Source organism: Pseudogulbenkiania sp. AW2-16, from assembly GCF_056824575.1.
In genome coordinates, this window is record NZ_CP157668.1 from 2155549 (window position 1) to 2177500 (window position 21952).

At 63.3% G+C, this 21952-nt stretch carries 15 protein-coding genes, 1 other RNA gene and 2 pseudogenes; 9 read left to right on the forward strand and 9 right to left on the reverse strand.

Annotated elements, in window-relative coordinates:
- Positions 1 to 26 precede the first annotated feature (26 nt).
- Genes ABKF58_RS10610 through ABKF58_RS10620 form a run of 3 tightly spaced genes read left to right on the forward strand, consistent with a single transcriptional unit; the run spans position 27 to position 2302 of the window.
- Positions 27 to 764 (forward strand): methionine ABC transporter ATP-binding protein, encoded by a 738-nt coding sequence (locus tag ABKF58_RS10610; RefSeq protein WP_482580641.1) that lies wholly within the window; start codon positions 27 to 29, stop codon positions 762 to 764.
- Positions 764 to 1450 (forward strand): methionine ABC transporter permease, encoded by a 687-nt coding sequence (locus tag ABKF58_RS10615; RefSeq protein ID WP_008955784.1) that lies wholly within the window; start codon positions 764 to 766, stop codon positions 1448 to 1450. The genes ABKF58_RS10610 and ABKF58_RS10615 overlap by 1 nt, the downstream gene beginning before the upstream one ends.
- Positions 1451 to 1492: 42 nt before the next feature.
- The gene (locus tag ABKF58_RS10620; protein WP_482580642.1) at positions 1493 to 2302 is read left to right on the forward strand and encodes a MetQ/NlpA family ABC transporter substrate-binding protein; all 810 of its coding nucleotides are present in this window, start codon (positions 1493 to 1495) and stop codon (positions 2300 to 2302) included.
- A gap of 111 nt (positions 2303 to 2413) precedes the next feature.
- Here the strand turns inward: ABKF58_RS10620 and ABKF58_RS10625 are convergent, their stop codons facing one another.
- A complete protein-coding gene (locus tag ABKF58_RS10625; RefSeq protein ID WP_008955786.1) occupies positions 2414 to 2623 on the reverse strand; it encodes a glycine zipper 2TM domain-containing protein in 210 nt (69 codons plus the stop codon).
- 308 nt (positions 2624 to 2931) lie between these two features.
- Here ABKF58_RS10625 and ABKF58_RS10630 point away from each other — a divergent pair, with 308 nt between their 5' ends.
- The 4 genes from ABKF58_RS10630 to ABKF58_RS10645 all read left to right on the forward strand — a co-directional run bounded on the left by ABKF58_RS10630 (position 2932) and on the right by ABKF58_RS10645 (position 8140).
- On the forward strand, positions 2932 to 3153 hold the full coding sequence (locus ABKF58_RS10630) for a sigma factor-like helix-turn-helix DNA-binding protein (protein WP_482580643.1): 222 nt from the start codon (positions 2932 to 2934) through the stop codon (positions 3151 to 3153).
- 357 nt (positions 3154 to 3510) lie between these two features.
- Entirely contained in the window at positions 3511 to 6327 is a 2817-nt protein-coding gene (locus tag ABKF58_RS10635; RefSeq protein WP_482580644.1) for a beta strand repeat-containing protein, read from the forward strand.
- 115 nt (positions 6328 to 6442) lie between these two features.
- Positions 6443 to 6961, forward strand: coding sequence for a YbhB/YbcL family Raf kinase inhibitor-like protein (locus ABKF58_RS10640; protein WP_482580645.1), 519 nt, complete (start codon positions 6443 to 6445; stop codon positions 6959 to 6961).
- A gap of 159 nt (positions 6962 to 7120) precedes the next feature.
- Positions 7121 to 8140, forward strand: coding sequence for an AI-2E family transporter (locus ABKF58_RS10645; protein ID WP_482580646.1), 1020 nt, complete (start codon positions 7121 to 7123; stop codon positions 8138 to 8140).
- Positions 8141 to 8234: 94 nt separating this feature from the next.
- Here ABKF58_RS10645 and ABKF58_RS10650 read toward each other — a convergent pair.
- The 7 genes and pseudogenes from ABKF58_RS10650 to ABKF58_RS10680 form a co-directional block, all read right to left on the reverse strand.
- Positions 8235 to 8313: non-coding RNA, sX9 sRNA (locus ABKF58_RS10650), on the reverse strand.
- 99 nt (positions 8314 to 8412) lie between these two features.
- Positions 8413 to 11855 (reverse strand): annotated as a pseudogene (gene dnaE / locus ABKF58_RS10655) (DNA polymerase III subunit alpha).
- 85 nt (positions 11856 to 11940) lie between these two features.
- Positions 11941 to 12186 (reverse strand): PhaM family polyhydroxyalkanoate granule multifunctional regulatory protein, encoded by a 246-nt coding sequence (locus tag ABKF58_RS10660; RefSeq protein WP_008955920.1) that lies wholly within the window; start codon positions 12184 to 12186, stop codon positions 11941 to 11943.
- A gap of 74 nt (positions 12187 to 12260) precedes the next feature.
- Entirely contained in the window at positions 12261 to 14543 is a 2283-nt protein-coding gene (locus ABKF58_RS10665) for an NADP-dependent malic enzyme (RefSeq protein WP_482580647.1), read from the reverse strand.
- Between the two features lie 163 nt (positions 14544 to 14706).
- The gene (locus ABKF58_RS10670; RefSeq protein WP_008955922.1) at positions 14707 to 15990 is read right to left on the reverse strand and encodes a TRAP transporter large permease; all 1284 of its coding nucleotides are present in this window, start codon (positions 15988 to 15990) and stop codon (positions 14707 to 14709) included.
- Entirely contained in the window at positions 15987 to 16601 is a 615-nt protein-coding gene (locus ABKF58_RS10675) for a TRAP transporter small permease (protein WP_014088010.1), read from the reverse strand. The genes ABKF58_RS10670 and ABKF58_RS10675 overlap by 4 nt, the downstream gene beginning before the upstream one ends.
- A gap of 66 nt (positions 16602 to 16667) precedes the next feature.
- Positions 16668 to 17673, reverse strand: a pseudogene (locus ABKF58_RS10680) (TRAP transporter substrate-binding protein).
- 153 nt (positions 17674 to 17826) lie between these two features.
- On the opposite strand from ABKF58_RS10680, the gene ABKF58_RS10685 reads away from it, so the two are divergent.
- A complete protein-coding gene (locus tag ABKF58_RS10685) occupies positions 17827 to 18213 on the forward strand; it encodes a hypothetical protein (protein WP_482580648.1) in 387 nt (128 codons plus the stop codon).
- 25 nt (positions 18214 to 18238) lie between these two features.
- On the forward strand, positions 18239 to 20146 hold the full coding sequence (locus ABKF58_RS10690) for a PAS domain-containing sensor histidine kinase (protein ID WP_482580649.1): 1908 nt from the start codon (positions 18239 to 18241) through the stop codon (positions 20144 to 20146).
- Between the two features lie 16 nt (positions 20147 to 20162).
- Here the strand turns inward: ABKF58_RS10690 and nadB are convergent, their stop codons facing one another.
- Positions 20163 to 21737 (reverse strand): L-aspartate oxidase, encoded by a 1575-nt coding sequence (gene nadB / locus ABKF58_RS10695; protein WP_008955926.1) that lies wholly within the window; start codon positions 21735 to 21737, stop codon positions 20163 to 20165.
- Positions 21738 to 21952: the final 215 nt, after the last annotated feature.

Here is a 21952-nt window from a genome sequence, read left to right on the forward strand (position 1 = left end):
GCGGGCTTTGTCGTTGGAGCTTCACCATGATTCATTTGCAGAATGTGCGCAAACGCTACCGTCGCCCCGACGGTGGCTGGTTCGAGGCGGTGGCGTCGACCTCGCTGTCGATCGGCGCCGGCGAAATCTTCGGCCTGATCGGCTACTCCGGTGCCGGCAAGTCCACCCTGATGCGCCTGATCAACCTGCTCGAGCGCCCGGACGAGGGCAGCGTCATCGTCGACACCCAGGACCTCACCGGGCTGTCCGCGCGCGAACTGCGCCGCGCCCGTCAGAACATCGGCATGGTGTTCCAGCAGTTCAATCTGCTGGCCAACCGCACCGTGGCCGGCAACGTGGCGTTTCCGCTGGAGATCGCCGGCTGGTCCAAGGGCGATATCGAGCGCCGCGTCGCCGAGTGCCTGGAGGTGGTGGGCCTGACCGACCGTGCCGGCCACTACCCGGCGCAACTGTCCGGCGGCCAGAAGCAGCGCGTCGGCATCGCCCGCGCCCTGGCGCCCAACCCCAAGGTAATCCTGGCCGACGAGGCCACCTCTGCGCTCGACCCCAAGACCACCCAGAGCATTCTCGATTGCCTGCAGGACATCAACCGCCGCTTCGGCGTGACGGTGGTGGTGGTGACGCACGAGATGAACGTGGTGCGCTCGATCTGCCAGCGCGCCGCGGTGCTGGACGCCGGCCGGGTGGTCGAGGTGTTGGACATCGTCGACGGAGGGATCGAGGCGGAGTCCGAACTCGCCCGTTCGCTGCTGGAGGCCGCGTGATGGAAACCCTGACTTTTGCCGATGCGCTCGCCAACCTGAGCATGATGGCCCCGGAAATCTGGCAGGCGTGCAAGGAAACCGCGCTGATGCTGGTCATCGGGCTGGCCGCCGCGTTCTGCTTTGGCGGCCCGCTGGGCTTCCTGCTCTACCTGACCCAGCCGGGGCAGATCTTCGCCCATCGCATCGTCAACGGCGTGCTGGGCTGGCTGGTCAACCTGGTGCGTTCGTTCCCGTTCATCATCCTGATGGTGTCGCTGGTGCCGCTGACCCGGATCCTGGTCGGGTCGACCATCGGCCCGGTCGCGGCGGCGGTGCCGTTGTCGTTCGCGGCGATCCCGTACTTCGCGCGGCTGGTCGAGCAGACGCTGCGCGAGGTGCCGCGCGGCGTGGTGGAGGCGGCCGAGGCGATGGGCGCCAGCCCGCTGCAGATCATCACCAAGGTGTTGCTGGTGGAGGCACGCTCCGGCCTGATCTCCGGCGTCACCATCCTTACCATCAGTTTCCTGTCCTACTCGGCGGTGGCCGGCGTGGTGGGCGGCGGCGGCATCGGCGACCTAGCCATCCGCTACGGCTACTACCGCTTCCAGACCGAGGTGATGATCGCCATGGTGCTGCTCCTGGTGCTCATCGTGCAGATCATCCAGTTCGTCGGCAACCGTCTGGCGGCACGGCTGGACAAGCGTTAATCCACCCCATCCCTTACTGAATAAAACGACAAGGAGTTCATCATGCGTAGATTCGTTCTCAAGGCACTGGCCGTCTCCGTACTGGGTCTGGCCGTAGCGGGTTCCGCCCTGGCCGCCGACCCGTCCAAGAAGGAAATCGTCATCGGAACCACCGTTGGCGATTTCGGCGACATGGTCAAGCAGTCGGTCAAGCCGATCCTGGAAAAGCAGGGCTACAGCGTCAAGCTGGTCGAGTTCACCGACTACGTGCGCCCGAACCTGGCGCTGCAGGAAGGCTCGCTCGACGTCAACGTGTTCCAGCACAAGCCCTACCTCGACAACTTCGCCAAGGAGCACAAGCTGTCGCTGAAGGAAGTGTTCCAGGTACCGACGGCGCCGCTGGGCATCTACCCGGGCAAGCTGAAGTCGCTGAAGGACATCAAGGGGGGCTCCACCGTGGCCGCGCCGAACGACCCGAGCAACTTCGCCCGCGCGCTGGTGATGCTGAGCGACCTGGGCTGGATCAAGCTGAAGCCGGGCATCGACCCGCTCACCGCTTCCGAACACGACATCGCCCAGAACTTGAAGAACATCAAGATCGTGCCGCTGGAGGCTGCCCAGCTGCCGCGCTCGCGCAACGACGTGGACTTCGCCGTGATCAACGGCAACTACGCCACCAGCTCGGGCATCAAGCTGACCGAAGCCGTCTATCAGGAAAAGAGCTACGCCTACGTGAACTGGGGCGTGGTGCGCGCCGCCGACGTGAAAAAGGCCTGGGTGAAGGATGTGGTGGCCGCCTACAACTCCAACGAGTTCAAGGCCTGGGCCAAGCAGAAGTACGCCGGCTACAAGCTGCCGGCAAACTGGAAGTAAGCGATTTTTTACTTCAAGGCATTCGGGAGGGCTCAGGCCCTCCTTTTTTTACGTCCTGCGGGGACGATCCGGCACCGTCCGGCCCGGTCGGGGGACGGTGCCGGCGGCGGTTTACTTCAGGCCACCGTTGCCGATGATGCCGCCGACCGCCGCCCCGCCCAGCGTACCGAAGGTGTCGCCACCGGTCAGCACCGAACCGGCCACGCCACCGACGGCGGCGCCGACGGCGGCGTTCTTCTGGCGTTGCGTCATGCCGGCACACCCGCTCAGGGTGGCGATGGCGAGCAGGATGAGCATGGAACGAGTCAGGGTTTTGTTCATGTGAAACCTCGTGTGGCGCTAACGGACGTCTTTGGTCCGCTGAGCTGTATGTGACATCGGTATAGACCGCGCCGGTCCCGCGAGAGTTCCTGCGCCGCCGCCGTGGGGGCCGTGGGGCAACGGGCCGTGCGCCGCTGGCTGGTGGCGAGCTGGTCAACAGGGGAAACGCTCGGTCCCGCATGCATTTTCTACCTGCATTTTTTTTGCAAGCAACTATGCTGAAGGAAGGCAAGGCAATACTGGTTTCACGATGTGCCTGTGGGTGACCATACCCAAGGGGCTTTGCGACAACGCAGGAGGACAGACACATGAAACTCGAACAGTTCAACCATGTCGCCGACCTGATCGGCCTGAAGAAACAATCGCGCGAAGCCGTCTGGCTGATGGAGATCGACGGCATGACCGGCTACGCCGCGGCCAAGCAGCTCGACATCAGCGAGTCGACCGTTTCACGCGCCCACGCCCGCTTCCGCCGCGCTATCAAGGAACTCAATGCTATGGCGACCCATCTGCCGCTGGAAACCCGTTAGCTAGCGGGCTGACACACGCCGGCGATCCGTCCGGCTGATCATACAAAGGTTGGCCGAAGCCTCTCGAAAAAGGGGCTTCGGCCAACCTTTGTGCTTGGGCCGTGCCGGGGCGCCCGCCGCCTGCCGTTGCTGCCTTCGACCCCTTCCGGAACCCACCCTGAGTGTCGTGGTTCGCGAAGGCGAATGGGGGCACAAAGTCTAGTACATCACCATCTGTTTTGCCGAACAACTCAGGGTGTACCGAAGGACAATAGCTTCCTGCTCGTTTAAAACTATTATCCAAAATAGTTAGTTGTTATGAGTTTTTACGAGTCTTATCAGAAACGGCATTGGGCTTAACTCATCGGGGAAATCATCATGGCCAGCACCACTACCAGCGGCATTATCACTTCATTTTCCAACACGCCGCAGGCGGGTGACGATCTTTTTACCAGCAGCTCCACCGGGTTGACTGAAGACTCGTCCAGCATCGTCTACCTGAACGTGATGGCCAACGATCTTGGCGGTGCGGCCAAAACGCTTTATTCAGTGGACGATGGAACGAATAGTGCAGGCATCACCAGCTCGACCGATTTGCTGACCAAGGATACAGCCTATAGCACTGATGTCAGTGCCCACGGAGCCCGTATTTGGATCACGACGGATGGCCGGGTGGGGTACGACGCGAGCACCCTGAGTGCTGATTTCAAAGCGACATTGAATGCTCTTGGGGCTGGAGAATATCAGACAGATACCTTCACTTATGCGATCAGGCTTGGCAACGGGACGCTTAGTTGGGCGACGGCGACTGTGCAGTTTGCCGGGGTGAACGACGCCGCCACCTTCAGCGGCGACGACACCAAGGGCCTGACCGAGACCGATGCGGCCCAGACCACCGGCGGCACGCTGGTGGCGCACGATGTGGATAGCGCCGAAACCTTCCAGGCACAGACCAATGTCGCCGGCAGCCAAGGCTACGGCCACTTCACCATCGGCAGCGACGGGACGTGGAGCTACACCATGGACTCGGCGCACAACGAGTTCAAGGACGGGGAAAACTACAGCGACACGCTGGTGGTGAAGAGCGCCGACGGTACCGAGCACACGCTGACGGTGAACATTACTGGTACCAACGACGCGGCCACCTTCACGGGTGACGACACCAAGGGGCTGACCGAGACCGATGCGGCCCAGACCACCGGCGGCACGCTGGTGGCGCACGACGTGGACAGCGCCGAAACCTTCCAGGCGCAGAGCAATGTCGCAGGCAGCAACGGCTACGGCCACTTCACCATCGGCAGCGACGGGGCGTGGAGCTACACCATGGACTCGGCGCACAACGAGTTCGCAGCCGGCACCACTTACACCGACACGCTGGTGGTGAAGAGCGCCGACGGCACCGAGCACACGCTGACGGTGAACATCGCGGGCACCAACGACGCGGCGACCTTCACGGGCGACGACAGCAAGGGGCTGACCGAGACCGATGCGGCCCAGACCACCGGCGGCACGCTGGTGGCGCACGATGTGGACAGCGCCGAAACCTTCCAGGCGCAGAGCAACGTCGCCGGCAGCAACGGCTACGGCCACTTCACCATCGGCAGCGACGGGACGTGGAGCTATACCATGGACTCGGCGCACAACGAGTTCGCGGCCGGCACCACCAACACCGACACGCTGGTGGTGCAGAGCGCCGACGGCACCGAGCACACGCTGACGGTGAACATCGCGGGCACCAACGACGCGGCGACCTTCACGGGCGACGACACCAAGGGGCTGACCGAGACCGATGCGGCCCAGACCACCGGCGGCACGCTGGTGGCGCACGATGTGGACAGCGCCGAAACCTTCCAGGCGCAGAGCAACGTCGCCGGCAGCAACGGCTACGGCCACTTCACCATCGGCAGCGACGGGGCATGGAGCTACACCATGGACTCGGCGCACAACGAGTTCGCGGCCGGCACCACCAACACCGACACGCTGGTGGTGCAGAGCGCCGACGGCACCGAGCACACGCTGACGGTGAACATTACTGGCACCAACGACGCCGCCACCATCACCGCGTCGGCGAGCGAAGACACCTCGGTCACCGAGGTGGGCAGCGGCGTGGCCGGTGACTCCAGCGCCGGCGGCCAGCTGACAGTCCACGACGTCGACAACGGCGAAGCCCACTTCCAGGCCCCGGTCAGTCTCACCGGGACCTACGGCGACTTCAGCTTCAACGCCAGTACCGGGGTATGGAGCTATGCGCTGGACGATACCCGACCCGCGACCGACGCCTTGGCCACGGGCAGCGTGGTGCACGACACGCTGACGGTTACATCGTTTGACGGTAGCGCCAGCTATACCATCGACGTCGCCGTCAACGGCAGCAACGATAGCGTCAATCACGCCCCGACCGACATCGTGTTGAGCATGGCCGAGCCGGGGGGCAACACCCTTCCCGGAGCCGGGTCTGTACTTGGCACGCTGTCCACAATCGACGTCGATAGTGGCGATACGTTTACGTATTCGCTGATGTCCAGCAGCACGGTGTCGGGTAGCGCCGCCAGTTTTTCCATCAGCGGCAATTCGCTGAGTACCGGCAGCGGTCTTGCCTCTAATTCGGTGTACCAGCTGGGTATCCAGACCACCGATTCTGCCTCGGCGACCTATCACGAAGTCTTCAACATCATCACGGGCACCAATGCTCAGGGGCAAGTGACGGGCGATGATAGCTCCCTGCCGTCCGGCGGCAGCACGAATTCCATCCTGATCGGGGATGACGTGCTGTATGGCAGCGGCGGCAACGATGTGATGTTTGGCGGCTCGGGCAACGATACCCTGTTCGGCCAGAACGGGAACGACGTGCTGTATGGCGGGGCGGGCAACGATACCCTGAGCGGTGGCAACCAGGCTGACCGCTTCGTGTTCCTTGCCTCGGATAATGGCGGGACCGACACCATCACCAATTTCACGGCGACGGGTGCCAACGCCGACACGTTGGATATCTCTGATTTGCTGATCAACTACAACCCGGCAACGCCCAGCGCCTTCGTCCATTTCACCGAGAGCGGCGGCAATACCATCGTCAGTGTGGATCGCGATGGCAGCGGTGGCAGCTACGGTTTTCAGGATGTCGCCATCCTGAATGGGGTGACGGGTCTGAACATGAATGACATGCTGACATCAGGCAAACTGGATGTGCTGCCCTGAGCTCGCCTCCATCGAGCGAGCCACGATGGGGAAAGTGAGGGGGCCGCTGGCTCTACCGGGTGCTACAACACAAGCAGGATGGCGTCGCGCGCCGCAAGGCGTGCGGCGTGCCCGCATGTGGTCGCTGGCCGTTCTGGCCGGCGTGGCGATGGAGGTAGGGGCGATGGGACTGCAGCTGACCTCCCCGGCGTTTGCGCCGGGGGCGGGCGTGCCGGCGCGTTATACCTGCGACGGGGTGGATGTCTCGCCGCCGCTGGCGTGGCAGGGCGCACCCGCCGGCACGCGCTCGTTCGTGCTGATCGTTGACGATCCGGACGCACCGGACCCGGCGGCGCCGAAGATGACCTGGGTGCATTGGGTGCTGTACAACCTGCCGCCGGATCGCCACGAGTTGGCCGAAGGCGCCTCGCAGCATCTGCCGCCGCAGGTCGGCCAAGGGTTGAACGACTGGCAGCGCACCGGCTGGGGCGGGCCGTGTCCGCCGATCGGGCAGCACCGTTATTTCTTCAAGCTCTACGCGCTCGACACGGTACTGCCGGATCTGGGGCATCCCGCCAAGCATCGGCTGGAGCAGGCGCTGCAGGGCCATGTGCTGGGCGAGGCGCAGCTGATCGGGGTGTATCGCCGGCCATGAGAGCGGGCGGTGCCGCTCTGCGTCACCGGCTCTGCCGTACTGGAGCGGTGAGCTCCCGCCGTTTCCGCTTGCACCCCATTGTGTTTCTTCCCGCTCCCGCGACATACTGCGGTCATTTTCGCCCGCCATTCTTGGCGGGTAACGACCGCAGAGGACGGCATGCCGAATAGTTTGAACCGAACCGACCCCGTCGAGCTGGCCAGCTACCTGCTGGCCGGCACGGCGTTGTATGTCGTGCTGCAGTTTCACTTGCTGGCAGCCCTGATCGCCGGCTTGCTGGTGCACGAGCTGGTGGCGCTGGCGGCGTCCCAGGCGCATCTCAACCGTATGGCAGGGCGCCGTGCCCGCGCCGTGGCGGTGCTGCTGTTGTCCATTCTCATCATCCTGCTGTTGGTCGGCTTCTCGTTCGGCGTGATGTCGATCTTCCACGGCGAGACCGGGGCGGTGCCGGCGATCCTGCAGAAATCGGGTGAGATCGCGGTGCTGCTGCGCCAGCAACTGCCGGGCTGGCTGGCCGAGCATCTGCCGAACAACAGCGACGAGCTGAAGAACATGGTGAGCCGTTGGCTGACCCAGCACCTCGAGGAGCTGCGCCTGGTCGGCGGGGCCGCCGGCCGGGGCGCGGTGCTGGTGCTGATCGGCATGGTGATCGGGGCGATGGTGGCGCTGTCCGAATCGCTGCACCGCGAGGGCAGCGGGCCGCTGGCGCTGGCGCTGGTGCGCCGGGCGGCCTGCCCGGCCACGTCGTTCCGCAAGGTGGTGTTCGCGCAGGTGCGCATCGCCGCGCTCAACGCCTTCCTGACCTGGTTGTTCCTGGGAGTGGCCTTGCCCCTGGCCGGTACACCGTTACCGCTGACCAAGACCCTGATCGCCATCACCTTCCTGGTCGGGCTGCTGCCGGTGATCGGCAACCTGATCTCCAATACCATGATCGTGGTGGTGGCGATGTCGCAGTCGCTCGGCCTGGCGGTGGCGGCGCTGGTCTTCCTGGTGGTGATCCACAAGCTGGAATACTTCCTCAACGCCCGCATCGTCGGCTCGCGCATCCAGGCGCGCTCCTGGGAAATCTTGCTGGCGATGATCGTGCTGGAAGCGGTGTTCGGCCTCCCCGGCGTGATCGCGGCGCCGATCTATTACGCCTACCTGAAGGCCGAGCTGAAGGCCATGGGCCTGGTCTGACAGACAGAAACAAAAAAACCGGGCAGTCACCACTGCCCGGTTTTTGCATGGGGTTTCGGTCAACGTTGGCCGAAGTAGCAACCCGTTGCTTGGCGCCTAGCCCAATAGGCGAGCGAGCCAAGGCTGGTTAAGTGCGGCCGGAGCGCAGGAACCGCCATGTACAGGTAGTACATGAGGAACATGGCCAAGCGAATCTTCCAGTGAGATTCGCACGCGCAGAGCACCGCCCCCACTCAAGATGCGAAGGCCTAGCCGCCTGATGGGCTAGGCGGTTACCACAGCACCTTCACCGCCTGGTCGCCCAGCCAGTCCTGCAGCGCCAGCAGCAGTCCGTCGTCCAGGCGCACCCCCATTCCGGCGGCAGCAGCAAATCCCCCTTGGCCAGTCCGTTGTTGTAGCTCAGCCGTACCGGGCAGCCGGCGTCTTCGCTGCGGAACGGGCCCAGCGTGGTGCGCAGCCGCGCCACGTCGGCGTTGCCGTGGATTTGCAGCACCAGGCTGCGGGCGTAGCGGCTGCGCGCCTCGCCCAGCTCGTAAATCTTGTCGGCGATGATCCGCAGGCCGCCGTTGAAACTGTCCTCGCTCACCTTGCCCTCGATCACCAGCACCGTGTCTTCGCGCAGCTTGGCGCGGTTGGCGTCGAAGCTTTCCGAGAACACGCTGACCTCGCGCTTGGCGCTGCCGTCGTCGAGCTGGATGAACGCCATCTTGCCGCGGTTGCCGACCTTGGTGCGCAGGCCGGTGACGAAGCCGGCGATCAGCTGCGGCTCCTTGCGCGGCGTGATGCGCGACAGCGGGGTCTTGATGAAGCCGCGCACCTCCTTCTCGTAGGCCGAGAACGGGTGGCCGGAGAGGTAGTAGCCGATGGCGAGCTTTTCTTCGGCCAACTGTACCGCCGGCGGCCACGGCTTGACCTCGACCATCTCCACGGTCGGCGCGCTGTCGGCGTCGAACATGTCGAACAGCCCGCCCTGGTTGGCGTTGGCGGCTTCCTGCTCGGCCGCCTCCATGGCGAGGCCGACGTTGGCGAACAGCTTGGCCCGGTTGGGTTCGATCGCGTCGAAGGCCCCGGCGCGGATCAGCGACTCGATGGTGCGCTTGTTGACGGTGCGCTTGTCGGTGCGGCGGCAGAAATCGAACAGGTCGGTGAACGGCCCACCCTCCTGGCGCACCGCGACGATATGCTCCACCGCCGCCTCGCCGGTGCCCTTGACCGCGCCCAGCGCGTAGCGGATATGCTGGCGATCCACCGGCACGAAACGGTAGAAGCTCTCGTTGACGTCGGGAGGCAGGAACTTCAGCTTGTTGGCGATCGAATCGTCGTAGAACACCTTGAGCTGGTCGGTGTTGTCCAGTTCCGACGACATGGTGGCCGCCATGAACGCCGCGCAGTGGTGCGCCTTGAGCCAGGCGGTCTGGTACGACACCACGGCGTAGGCGGCGGTGTGCGACTTGTTGAAGCCGTACTCGGCAAACTTGGCCATCAGGTCGAACAGCTGTTCGGCCAACTTCGGGTCGTAGCCCTTGGCGGCGGCGCCCTGCGCGATCTTGCCGCGGTGCTCGGCCATCTCCTCCGGCTTCTTCTTGCCCATGGCGCGGCGCAGCATGTCGGCGCCGCCCAGGGTGTAGCCGCCGATGATCTGTGAGATCTGCATCACCTGTTCCTGATACACGATCACGCCGTAGGTTGGTTCGAGACACGCGGTCAGGTCAGGGTGGAAGTAATCGACCTCCTGCTTGCCGGCCTTGCGCAGAATGAAGTCGTCCACCATGCCCGAGCCGAGCGGGCCAGGGCGGTACAGCGCCAGCACGGCGATGATGTCTTCGAAACGGTCGGGCTTGAGCTTTTCCAAGAGCCGTTTCATACCGTCCGATTCGAGCTGGAACACCGCCGTGGTGTTGGCCTTCTGCAGGATCTGGTAGGCGGCCGGGTCGGTGAACTCGAGCAGGTTGAGATCGGTGTCGAAGGCCGGATCGAGCGCCTTGATGTACTTGACCGCGAGGTCGATGATGGTGAGGTTGCGCAGACCCAGAAAGTCGAACTTCACCAGGCCGATCTGCTCGACGTCGTCCTTGTCCAGCATCGAGACCGGCACGGCGTCGTCGCCGGCCGCCTGGTACACCGGGCAGAAGTCGGTGATCTTGCCCGGTGCGATCAGCACGCCGCCGGCGTGCATGCCGATACCGCGCGTCAGGCCTTCCAGCTTCTTCGCCAGCTCCCACAGCTCGCGCAGTTCTTCCTCGTTCTCCAGCCGCTCCTTCAGCACCGGCTCCATGTCGACCGCATCGTCGAGCGAATACTGCTTGCCCGGTGCCGCCGGGATCAGCTTGGAAACGCCGTCGCAGAACATGTAGGGCAGATCGAGCACGCGGCCGACGTCGCGCACCACGGCCTTGGCCGCCATGGTGCCGAAGGTGGCGATCTGGCTTACCGCCTCGGCGCCGTACTTCTGGCGCACGTACTCGATGACGCGGTAGCGGTTGTCCTGGCAGAAGTCGACGTCGAAGTCGGGCATCGACACCCGCTCCGGGTTCAGGAAGCGTTCGAACAGCAGGGCGTAGGCCAGCGGGTCGATGTCGGTGATGCCGAGGCTGAACGCCACCAGCGAGCCCGCGCCGGAACCTCGCCCCGGGCCCACCGGGCAGCCGTTGTTCTTGGCCCAGACGATGAAGTCGGCCACGATCAGGAAGTAGCCCGGGAAGCCCATCTGGACGATGGTGTCGCACTCGATTTTCAGGCGCGCGTCGTAGCGCGGCCGCTCGGCGGCACGGACCTCCGGGTCGGGGTAGAGCTTCTCCAGCCGCGTCTCCAGGCCCTCCTTGGACAGATGGACCAGGTAGTCGTCCAGCGTCATGCCTTCGGGGGTGGGGAAGTCCGGCAGGTAGTTCTTGCCCAACTGCACCGTGATGTTGCAGCGGCGCGCGATTTCCACCGAATTCTCCAGCGCTTCCGGGATGTCGTGGAAGCGCTCGATCATCTCCTCGGTCGACAGGAAATACTGGCATTCGGCGAAATTCTTCGGCCGGCGCTTGTCGCCCAGGGTGTAGCCCTCGGCGATGCACACCCGCGCCTCGTGCGCCTTGAAGTCGTCCGGATCCATGAACTGGATCGGATGCGTCGCCACCACCGGCAGCCCGGTCTCGCCGGCGAGCCACAGGGTCTGCTGCACCACGCCCTCGATCTGCGGATTGTCGAGGCGCTGCACTTCCAGGTAGAAGTTGTCTGGGAACAGCCCGGCCCAATAGCGTGCGCGCCGTTCCGCCACGTCGCGCTGGCCGTTGGCGAACGCCATGCCGACATCGCCCAGATGCGCGCCGGAGAGGCAGATCAGCTGGCTGTTGTCGCCGTTTTCCAGCCACTCGCGCTTGAGTTCGGCACGGCCGCGGTACTGGTTATGCAGTACCGCCTGCGTCAGCAGATCGCACAGCCGCAGGTAGCCGGCGCGGTTCTTGGCGGTGAGCAGCAGGCGAGAGGGCTTGTCGCGGTCGTCGTCGTTGCTGATCAGCGCATCGACCGAGACGATGGGCTTGATGCCGTTGCCGCGGCAGGCCTTGTAGAACTTGACCATGCCGAACAGGTTCATCAGATCGGACATGCCGATGGCCGGCATGCCGTGCTGCTTGGCACGCTTGACGGCGTCGTCCAGACGCACGATGCCGTCGTAGACGGAGAATTCGGAGTGGAGTCGCAGGTGGACGAAACGGGGAGGATTCATCCCGGCATTTTAGCCGTTGCCGGGGCGCGGCACCATCGTGGCAAGAGCGTGAGGTTGGCCGAAGACCGCGGCCAGCCCGGCGCGCTCAGTGATCCTTCGGCTTCATCGCGGCCAGTCCGGCCTTCTGCATCTCCAGGGCCTTGATCTGCATCGACAGCATGCCCAGATTCATCGTCAGCCAGCCTTCCACCACGCGCAGCTCAGCCATCTTGCGGTCGATTTCCTCTTCGGTCAGCGGCGGCATGAAGGGCTGGGCGGAGGAGGGGGCGGCGTTCTGCCAGAACTGACGGAACATGGCGAAGGGATCGGCAGGATTGAAGTCGGCGCTCATGGGGGCTCCTGAATGACAAAAACAAAAACGGGCGACATTACGTCGCCCGTTCAGTATAAGCCAGTTGAACCCGATTAGTTCTTGCAGGCCACCTGCGCATCCACGGCAGCCAGGGCGACCATGTTGACGATGCGGCGTACCGACGAGATCTGGGTCAGGATGTGGACCGGCTTCGACATACCCATCAGGATCGGGCCGATGGTCACGCCATCCGACGCCGACACGCGCAGCAGGTTGTACGAGATGTTGGCGGCTTCCACGTTCGGCATCACCAGCAGGTTGGCCGCGCCCTTGAGCGTGCTGTCCGGCATCGCCTGGTTGCGGATGGCTTCCACCAGCGCCGCGTCACCCTGCATTTCGCCATCCACTTCCAGCTCCGGCTGGGCTTCCTGGATCAGCGCCAGTGCTTCGCGCATCTTGCCGGCCGACTCGATGCCGCTGGTGCCGAAGCTGGAGTTCGACAGCAGCGCCACCTTCGGCGCGATACCGAAACGCTTCACCGATTCGGCCGCCATGGCGGTGATCTCGGCCAGCTGTTCGGCGCTTGGGTTCGGGTTGACGTAGGTGTCGGTGATGAAGATGTTGCCGGTCGGCAGCATCAGCGCGTTCATCGCGCCGGCCACTTTCTTCTCGTTGGCGTAGCCCAGCACGTTCTCGACGATCTCGAAGTGCTGACGATAGGCACCGTAGGTACCGCAGATCAGCGCATCGGCCTCGCCGCGACGCACCATCAGCGCGCCGATCAGCGTGGTGTTGCCGATCACGCGGCGACGAGCCTGTTCCTGGCTCACGCCCTTGCGCTTCATCAGCTGGTAGTACTCTTTCCAGTACTCGTTGAAGCGCGGGTCGGATTCGTTGTTGACCAGCTCGAAGTCCTTGCCCGGGGTCATCTTCAGGCCGAGACGCTCGATACGCTTCTCGATCACGGACGGACGACCGATCAGGATCGGGAAGGCCAGACCCTGCGACACGATTTCCTGAGTGGCGTGCAGCACGCGCTCGTCCTCGCCCTCGGCCAGCACGACGCGCTTCTTGTCGGTCTTGGCCTGCGAGAACACCGGCTTCATGAACAGGTTGGTTTTGTAGACGAACTGGGCCAGCTGCTCGACGTAGGCGTCGAAGTCGGCGATCGGGCGGGTCGCCACGCCGGAATCCATGGCCGCCTTGGCCACAGCCGGGGCGATCTTGACGATCAGGCGCGGATCGAACGGCTTCGGAATCACGTATTCCGGGCCGAACGACAGCTCCTGGTCACCGTAAGCCGACGCCACCACGTCGCTCTGTTCGGCCATGGCGAGGTCGGCGATGGCGCGTACGGTGGCGAGCTTCATCTCTTCGTTGATGGTGGTGGCGCCCACGTCCAGCGCACCGCGGAAGATGAACGGGAAGCACAGGACGTTGTTGACCTGGTTCGGGTAGTCGGAACGGCCGGTGCCGATGATGGCGTCCGGGCGGACTTCCTTCACCAGCGGCGGCAGGATTTCCGGTTCCGGGTTGGCCATGGCCAGGATCACCGGGTGAGCCGCCATCGACTTCACCATCTCCTGGGTCACCAGCTTGGGACCGGACAGGCCCATGAAGATGTCGGCGCCGACCATGGCGTCCGCCAGTTTGCGCTGGCCGTTGTCCTTGATGGCGAAACGTTTCTTCGATTCGTCCATCTTCTCGTCGCGGCCCTCGTAGATCACACCCTTCGAGTCGCACACGGTGATGTTTTCGCGCTTCACGCCCAGCGCCACCTGCAGTTCCAGGCAGGCGATAGCGGCCGCGCCGGCGCCGGAAGCCACGACGCGGACCTTGGAGATATCCTTGTTGACCAGGCGCAGCGAGTTCAGCACGGCGGCAGCGGCTACGATGGCGGTGCCGTGCTGGTCGTCGTGGAACACCGGGATGCCCATGCGCTCGCGGCACTTCTTCTCGATGTAGAAGCACTCCGGCGCCTTGATGTCTTCCAGGTTGATGCCGCCGAAGGTCGGCTCCATCGCGCAGATGATGTCGACCAGCTTGTCCGGGTCGTTCTCGTTCAGCTCGATGTCGAACACGTCGACACCGGCAAATTTCTTGAACAGCACCCCCTTGCCTTCCATCACCGGCTTGCCGGCCAAGGGGCCGATGTTACCCAGGCCCAGTACGGCGGTACCGTTGGTGATCACGGCGACAAGGTTGCCGCGCGCGGTGTACTTGTAGGCGTTCAGCGGGTCTTCGACGATAGCGTCACACGGTGCAGCCACGCCCGGCGAGTAGGCCAGGGCCAGGTCGCGCTGGGTCGCCAGCGGCTTGGTCGGAGAAACCTGGATTTTGCCCGGCTGCGGGAACTGGTGGAAATCGAGTGCGTTTTGACGCAATTGCTCATCCATCTGGGAGCTCCTGATTTTCTTAGGTATCTTTAAGGGGGTGTGTGTCGTGTCGTGTGGTCCGACATTATAAGGGCACTAGGGCTAACCCTGTAAACGGGATGTAGTGACGCCATGCAAATACGCGATGGAGGGGCCTCCATCGCGTTGTCAGACAAAATACAATTTACATCATGCCGAGGGTCTTAGGCAGCCACAGCGAGATCGCCGGCACGTAGGTCACCAGGCCGAGGAAGACCAGCATGGTCAGGAGCCACGGCCACACCGCCACGGTGAGTTCGGTGATGCCCATCTTGGTGATGCCCGAGGCCACGTACAGGTTCAGGCCCACCGGCGGGTGACACATGCCCACTTCCATGTTGACCACGATCAGGATGCCGAAGTGCACCGGGTCGATGCCCAGCTGCACCGCCACCGGGAACAGGATCGGCGCCATGATCAGGATGATCGACGACGGCTCCATCACGTTGCCCGCCAGCAGCAGCAGGATGTTCACCATCAGCAGGAAGGCGATCGGACCGAAACCCATGTCGATCAGCCAGCTCGCCATCGCCTGCGGCACGCCCTCCGAGGTCATCAGGAACGAGAACAGCACGGCGTTGGTGATGATGTAGAGCAGCATCGCCGACATGCTGGCCGAATCCAGCAGCACCTTCGGCACCTGTTTCAGGTTCAGGTCCTTGTAGATGAACACGGCCACGATGAAGGCGTATACGGCGGACACGGCGGCCGCTTCGGTCGGGGTGAAGATGCCGCTGTAGATACCGCCGATCACCAGCACGATCAGCGACAGGCCCCAGAAGCTCTCGCGCAGCGCCTTCATGCGTTGGGCGAAGCTCGCCTTGGGCAGACGCGGGTAGTTGTTCTTGCGGGCACGGTACCAAGTGGTGACACCCAGCGAGGTCGCCAGCATGATCCCCGGCACCACGCCGGCCATGAACAGCTGGCCCACCGAGGTGTTGGTGGCCACCGAGAACATCACCATGGCGATGGACGGCGGGATCAGGATGCCCAGTGCGCCCGAGGTGGTGATCACACCGGCGCCGAACTTGTTCGGGAAGCCCTGCTTCACCATGGCGGGCAGGATGATCGAACCAATGGCTACCACGCAGGCCGGGCTGGAACCCGAAATCGCGGCGAACAGAGCGCAGGCCAGCACGCCGGCCAGGCCCAGGCCGCCATGCCAGTGTCCCACCATGCTCGAGGCAAAGTTGATCATGCGCCTCGCCACCCCGCCGTGGGTGAGGAAGTTACCGGCCAAGATGAAGAATGGAATCGCCATGATCTCGAACTTCTCGATGCCGGTGAACAGCTTCAGCGCCACCGATTCGATCGGCACCTGGGTCATGGTGAACAGGAAGGTCAGCACGGTCAGGCCCAGCGAAATCGAGATGGGCATGCCGGTGATCATGAGGGCGATCAACAGCCCGAAGAGAATCAGTGTGCTCATTTTTTCACCCCATGCTGCTGCAGGTCTTGCGGGTGGAGGTTCTCCTCCACGACGTCCCAGTCGGCTTTTGCCGTTTCGTCGTCCATGCCTTCGACGTGGGCGTGGTCGTGCTTGGGCAGAACGCCGGTCTTGATGAACGACACGGTCACCTGCAGGAAGCGGAAGCACATCAGATAAGAACCGCAGGGCACCGCGAGGTAGACCAGCCACATCGGCAGTTCCAGGTCGGCCGAAGTCTGACCGGTATGGGCGATTTCCCAGACGAAGCTGGCGCCCAGGGTACCGACGGTGCCGGTGAACAGGGCACCGGCCAACAGGCCGAACACGATGAACTTGCCGCGTACGCGTTCGCTCAGGCGGTTGATCAGCACGTCGACGCCGACGTGGATGCCGGTACGCACGCCGTAGGCGGCGCCGAACTTGGCCATCCAGACGAACAGATAGATGGTCAGTTCCTGTGCCCAGGACATGTTGACCTTGCTGAAGATGGGGTTCAGCAGTTCGACGCCCGAACCGTAGCGATGGACCACCGCGACAAACGTCACCAGGGTCGCCACGCCGATAAGGACGGAAATGATCCATTCCTCAAGGTGGTCGAGAAGTTTCAGCATTGAGTATCTCCCGATAGATCAGAAAAAAGCGCCCTGCCTGGTCAAGCAGGGCGCTCTTGGGCATGGTTACTTGGGAGCGACGTAGCCGGTTTCTTTTTCCACTGCCTTGAGCAGATCCTTGCCGACACGATCGGCCATCTTCTCGTGCACCACCTGCAGGGTTTTCTTGAACGCGACCTTTTCGGCCGGCGTCGGGGTGTAGACCTGGGTCTTGCCGGAGGCCTTGATCGCGGCAATCGCTTTGTCACTATCCTGCTTGGCCAGTTGCAGTTCGTACTTGGTGGCGTCCTTCATGGCGCCTTCCAGGGTGGTGCGGACATCCGCCGGCAGGCCGTCCCAGAATTTCTTGTTCACCACCACGGCGTAGCCGAGATAGCCGTGACCGGTCAGGGTCAGGTTCTTCTGCACCTCATAGGCTTTGCTGGTATAGAGGTTGGACGGCTCGAGTTCGGTGCCGTCCACTACGCCGGTCTGCAGCGCCTGGTACACCTCGGAGAACGCCATCACCTGCGGCAGGGCGCCCAGCGTGCGCATCTCTTCTTCCAGTACCTTGGAGCCCTGGATTCGGATCTTGGTACCCTTGAGGTCGGCCGGGGTGCGGATCGGCTTGTTGGACGAGAAGTTCTTGAAGCCGTTGTCCCAGTAGGCCAGTGCCCTTGATGCCCTTGCTTTCCAGCTTGCCGAACAGCTGTTGGCCGATCGCACCCTGGGTCACTTTGTGAACTTCGTCGTAGTTGTCGAACAGGTAGGGCAGGTCGAACGCCTCAAATTCCTTCACGCCCATCGGGCCAAACTTGGCCAGGCTCGGGGCCAGCATTTGCACCGCGCCCAGTTGCAGGGCTTCCAGTTCTTCCTTGTCCTTGTAGAGCTGGCTGTTCGGGTAGACTTGTACCGAAACCTTGCCCTTGGTGCGCTCTTCGGCCAACTTCTTGAAGTACTCGGCCGCCTTACCCTTCGGGGTGTCCTGGGCGACGACGTGGCTGAACTTGATGACGATTTGGCCGGCGGCGTGGGCCATGCCGGTCATGCCGAAGGTGGCACCGATAACCAGAGCGGCAATTTTCAGTTTCATTGAAAGTGTCTCCATGAGATGCGTCGATTTTATGAATGCAGCCCTTGTTGTCGGGCCGTCATTACGGTGTAAAGTAGAAGGCAAGCCGTTCCCGATCCATTGGGGAATTCAGCATTAGGGAAATCCCTTACCCCTTTGTCATTGCCCCGAGCCATGCCCAAATCCCGCTCTCCGCGTTTCCTGCTGCTGACCACCGTTGGCTCCCTGCTGGCCCTGATCACGGCCTTGTCCGGCATCGTCTACCTGGTGTATCGCGACTGGATGGAAGGGCAGCGGGACAGTCTCATCCAGGAGGTGCTGTGGCTCGATCAGTCGTTGCGGCTGCACCTGGAAACGCATCGGGAGTGGGCCGAAAATGCGGCCAACGATGTGTCGGGGCTGCGCATCAACGGTTACCAGTTCCAGCAGAGTGCCCGCCTGCTGTTGCGCGAGAACCCCGAGCTGCTCGAAGCGGAGCGGGTGGATGCACGTGGACGCATCCTGTGGGATACCCGCCGCGTCAACCTGCACTGGCGATGTGCTGAGCGGGGCGGCCCATGATGCTTTGTGGCGTGCCAGCAAGCTGATGCGGGCGGCCTACGGTGAGGCCTATCGGGGGCGGGACGGCAAGTACCGCTTCGACATGGCCGTGCCCATCATCGTCGAAGGCGAGTACGTCGGGGGCATTCGTCTGGTCTATCAGATGGAGGGGCTGCTGTATAACCAGGTGCCATGGTGGATCGCTTCCAAGTACCTGATCAGTATCCAGGACCTCGGGGGAAAAGTGCTGGCCAGCCGCTTCGACGAGGCCGAGCAGCCGGGCACGCTGCAGTATCAGATCAGTTTCGACCCTCCCGGCCACGGACTGACCCTGCGCGCGGTGGAGTATCGCAGTGCGATGGGACTGACCCTGCCGGTGTTGGTGGTGGCGGTGGTCACCCTGGTGCTGGCGCTGCTGTATTCGGTATGGCGCATCCGGCGCCACATCCGCGAACGCTCGGCCGCGGAGCGGGCACTGGAGCTGGAAATGTCCCTGCGCCAGGCGATGGAAGACAGCATGAAAAGTGGCCTGATGGCGCTGAGCGCGAGCGGCGAGATCGTCCGCGTCAACCGGGCGTTCTGTGCCATGTCCGGCTTCAGCGAGAACGAGCTGGTCGGGCAGTCGCCACCGCACAGTTTCTGGCCCACGAACGAATACCCCTTGCTGCACGACACCATCGCCGCCGTGTTGCGAGGGTTCCAGCCTGAACACGGATTCGAAGTCCCCTTCGTCACCAAGAACGGTGAAGCCTTCGAAGTCCGTCTCTTTGCCACCCCGCTCGTGGAGCGCGATGGCAGCCAGCGCGGCTGGATCTGCTCGATGTACGACATTACCGAACTGAAGAAAAAGCGCCTGGCGCTCAACGCGTCGCACCAGCGCTTCCTCACTGTGCTGAACGGGCTGGACGCTGGTGTGTGCGTCACCGACAAAGGCGGCAGCCAGCTACTCTACGCCAACCCGACCTTCAGCCACTTGTGGATGAAGGACGAGCCCGATGCCGACTGCTGCCTGTTGCTGCCTCGGCTGCCCGATGGCGACGAAGAGGGGGCAGAGAACCAGCACTTGGAGTTCACCTCGGATGGCGGCAGCAACTGGTTCCAGATTCATCGGCGCCGCATCGAGTGGGTCGACGGTCAGGAGGCCTGGCTGTCTATCCTGACCGACGTCACCGAGCTGCGCCAGCGCGAAGCGCGCGAACGCGCCCAGGAGGAACGTTTCCAGAACACCTCGCGCCTGATCGCCATGGGCGAGATGGCCTCCAGCCTGGCGCACGAGCTGAACCAGCCGCTGTCGGCAATCAATACCTACTCGTCCGGCCTGCAGCGGCGCCTGCCCCCCGATCTCGAACTGCCCAAGGGCGTGCGCGAGGCGATTCAGGCTATCTCCGAGCAGGCGCGTCGCGCCGGACAGATCGTCAACAGCATCCGTGCCTTCGTGAAGAAGCATGCGCCGCAGCTCGAGCTTGCCGACCCCGCCAAGGTGGTCGGGCGTGCCATCGGCCTGGCCGAACCGATGGTAGTCAAGCACGGCGTCAACCTGCTGCTTCAGCCATCCGAATCGGTTTGTCGTCTGGAAATGGATCCGGTTCTGATCGAGCAGGTGCTGCTCAACCTGATCAAGAACGCCGTCGAGGCCATGCGCGATGCCGAGACGCGCCGGCCGCAGGTGACGGTGCGCTATGGTGCCGATGCCGGCTATTGGCGTGTGGAAGTGGCCGATAATGGCCCGGGGTTGTCCGACAGTATCCGCAGCAACCTGTTTACCCCGTTCTATTCCAGCAAGCCCGATGGGCTCGGCATCGGACTCAACATCTGCCGTTCGATCGTGGAGTTCCATCGCGGACAGTTCGGCGTCGAGCGCTCCGCCGACGGCGGCTGCGCGTTCTGGTTCACCCTGCCGGTGGCTGCGCTGGAGCGGGAACAAAAAACGGCGCCTGCTGGCGCCGTTCGCTGAGAGGGCTGTCCGCCACTCAGTCCGGTGTCAGCACCGTCTCCTGGCCTTCGGCCAACGTGTCGGGGTAGTCGCGGCTGTAGTGCAGGCCGCGGCTTTCCTTGCGCAACAGCGCCGAACGCACGATCAACTCGGCCGTCTGCACCAGGTTGCGCAACTCGATCAGGTCGTTGCTGATGTGGAAGTTGCTGTAGTACTCGTTGATTTCCACGCTCAACAGCTTGATGCGGTTGAGCGCCCGCTCCAGTCGCTTGTTGGTGCGGACAATGCCGACGTAGTCCCACATCGCGCGGCGCAGTTCGTCCCAGTTGTGCGAGATCACCACTTCCTCGTCCGGGTCGGTCACCTGGCTGTCGTCCCAGTCCGGGATGTCCGGCAACGAGATGCCTGTTGCCGCCAGGATGTGCTCGGCTGCCGCCTTGCCGATCACCATGCATTCCAGCAGCGAATTGCTGGCGAGCCGGTTGGCGCCGTGTAGTCCGGTGCAAGCCACTTCGCCCACGGCGTACAGTCCTTCGACGTCGGTGCGGCCCTTCAGGTCGGTCACCAAGCCACCGCAGGTGTAGTGTGCTGCCGGTACCACCGGAATCGGCTGCTGGGTGATGTCGATGCCGAGCTCCAGGCAGTGGGCGTAGATATTGGGGAAGTGTTCCTTGATGAAGCTGGCCGGCTTGTAGGAAATATCCAGATGCACGCAATCCAGGCCATGTTTCTTCATCTCGAAGTCGATGGCGCGCGCCACCACGTCGCGCGGCGCCAGCTCGGCACGCGGATCGTGCTTGGGCATGAAGCGAGTGCCGTCCGGCAGGCGCAGGATGCCGCCTTCGCCACGCACCGCTTCGGAAATCAGGAATGATTTGCTATGCGGGTGGTAGAGGCAGGTTGGGTGGAACTGGATGAACTCCATATTCCCCACCCGGCAGCCGGCACGCCAGCCCATGGCGATGCCGTCGCCGGTGGCGGTATCCGGGTTGGTGGTGTACAGGTACACCTTGCCGGCGCCACCGGAGGCCATAATGGTGTGCTGCGCCGCAATCGTCACCACCTCGTCGGCCTGCTTGGCCAGAGCGTAGGCGCCATACACCCGCTTTCCTTCCAACCCCAGCTTGGCGGAGGTGATCAGGTCGATCGCGATGTACTCTTCGAGCAGCGTGATGTTCGGATGGGCCTTGATCTTCTGCCCCAGCGTCGTCGTCACCGCCGCACCGGTCGCGTCCGCCGCATGAATGATACGGCGATGGCTATGCCCCCCTTCGCGGGTCAGGTGGTAGCCGGTCTCGTGCGTCTCATCCTTGGTGAAGGGCACCCCCAGCGCAATCAGCCAGTCGATCGCCTCCTTGGAGTGTTCGACAATATAGCGCGTCGTCTCCTCGTTGCAGATGCCGGCGCCGGCGATCAGCGTGTCCTGAATATGTTCCTGTACCGAATCATCGGTATCGAGAACCGCGGCAATGCCGCCCTGAGCGTAGCTGGAACTACCCTCCAGTAGATCCCGCTTGGTGATCAGGCCCACCTTGCGGCGTTCGGCAAGGTGCAAGGCCAGGGTCATGCCGGCCAAGCCACTGCCAATGATAAGAACGTCAAACTTCAGCATAGAGCGTCATCCACCCGAGTGTGAGCGTGTACATAGAATCAAAGGGTCAAGCCTAGCAGAATCGATGCCGTTCGCGCAGCCGACTTGCACGACATAATCGGCGCGGCATGCATCAGCAGGGCCCCATTGATGTGCACACTGACCGCTATTCGTGTCGAGCTGCTTGCCTCATCTTGCGCTACCCCCGGTGTCGTTCTACCCGTCACGGGGCAGGG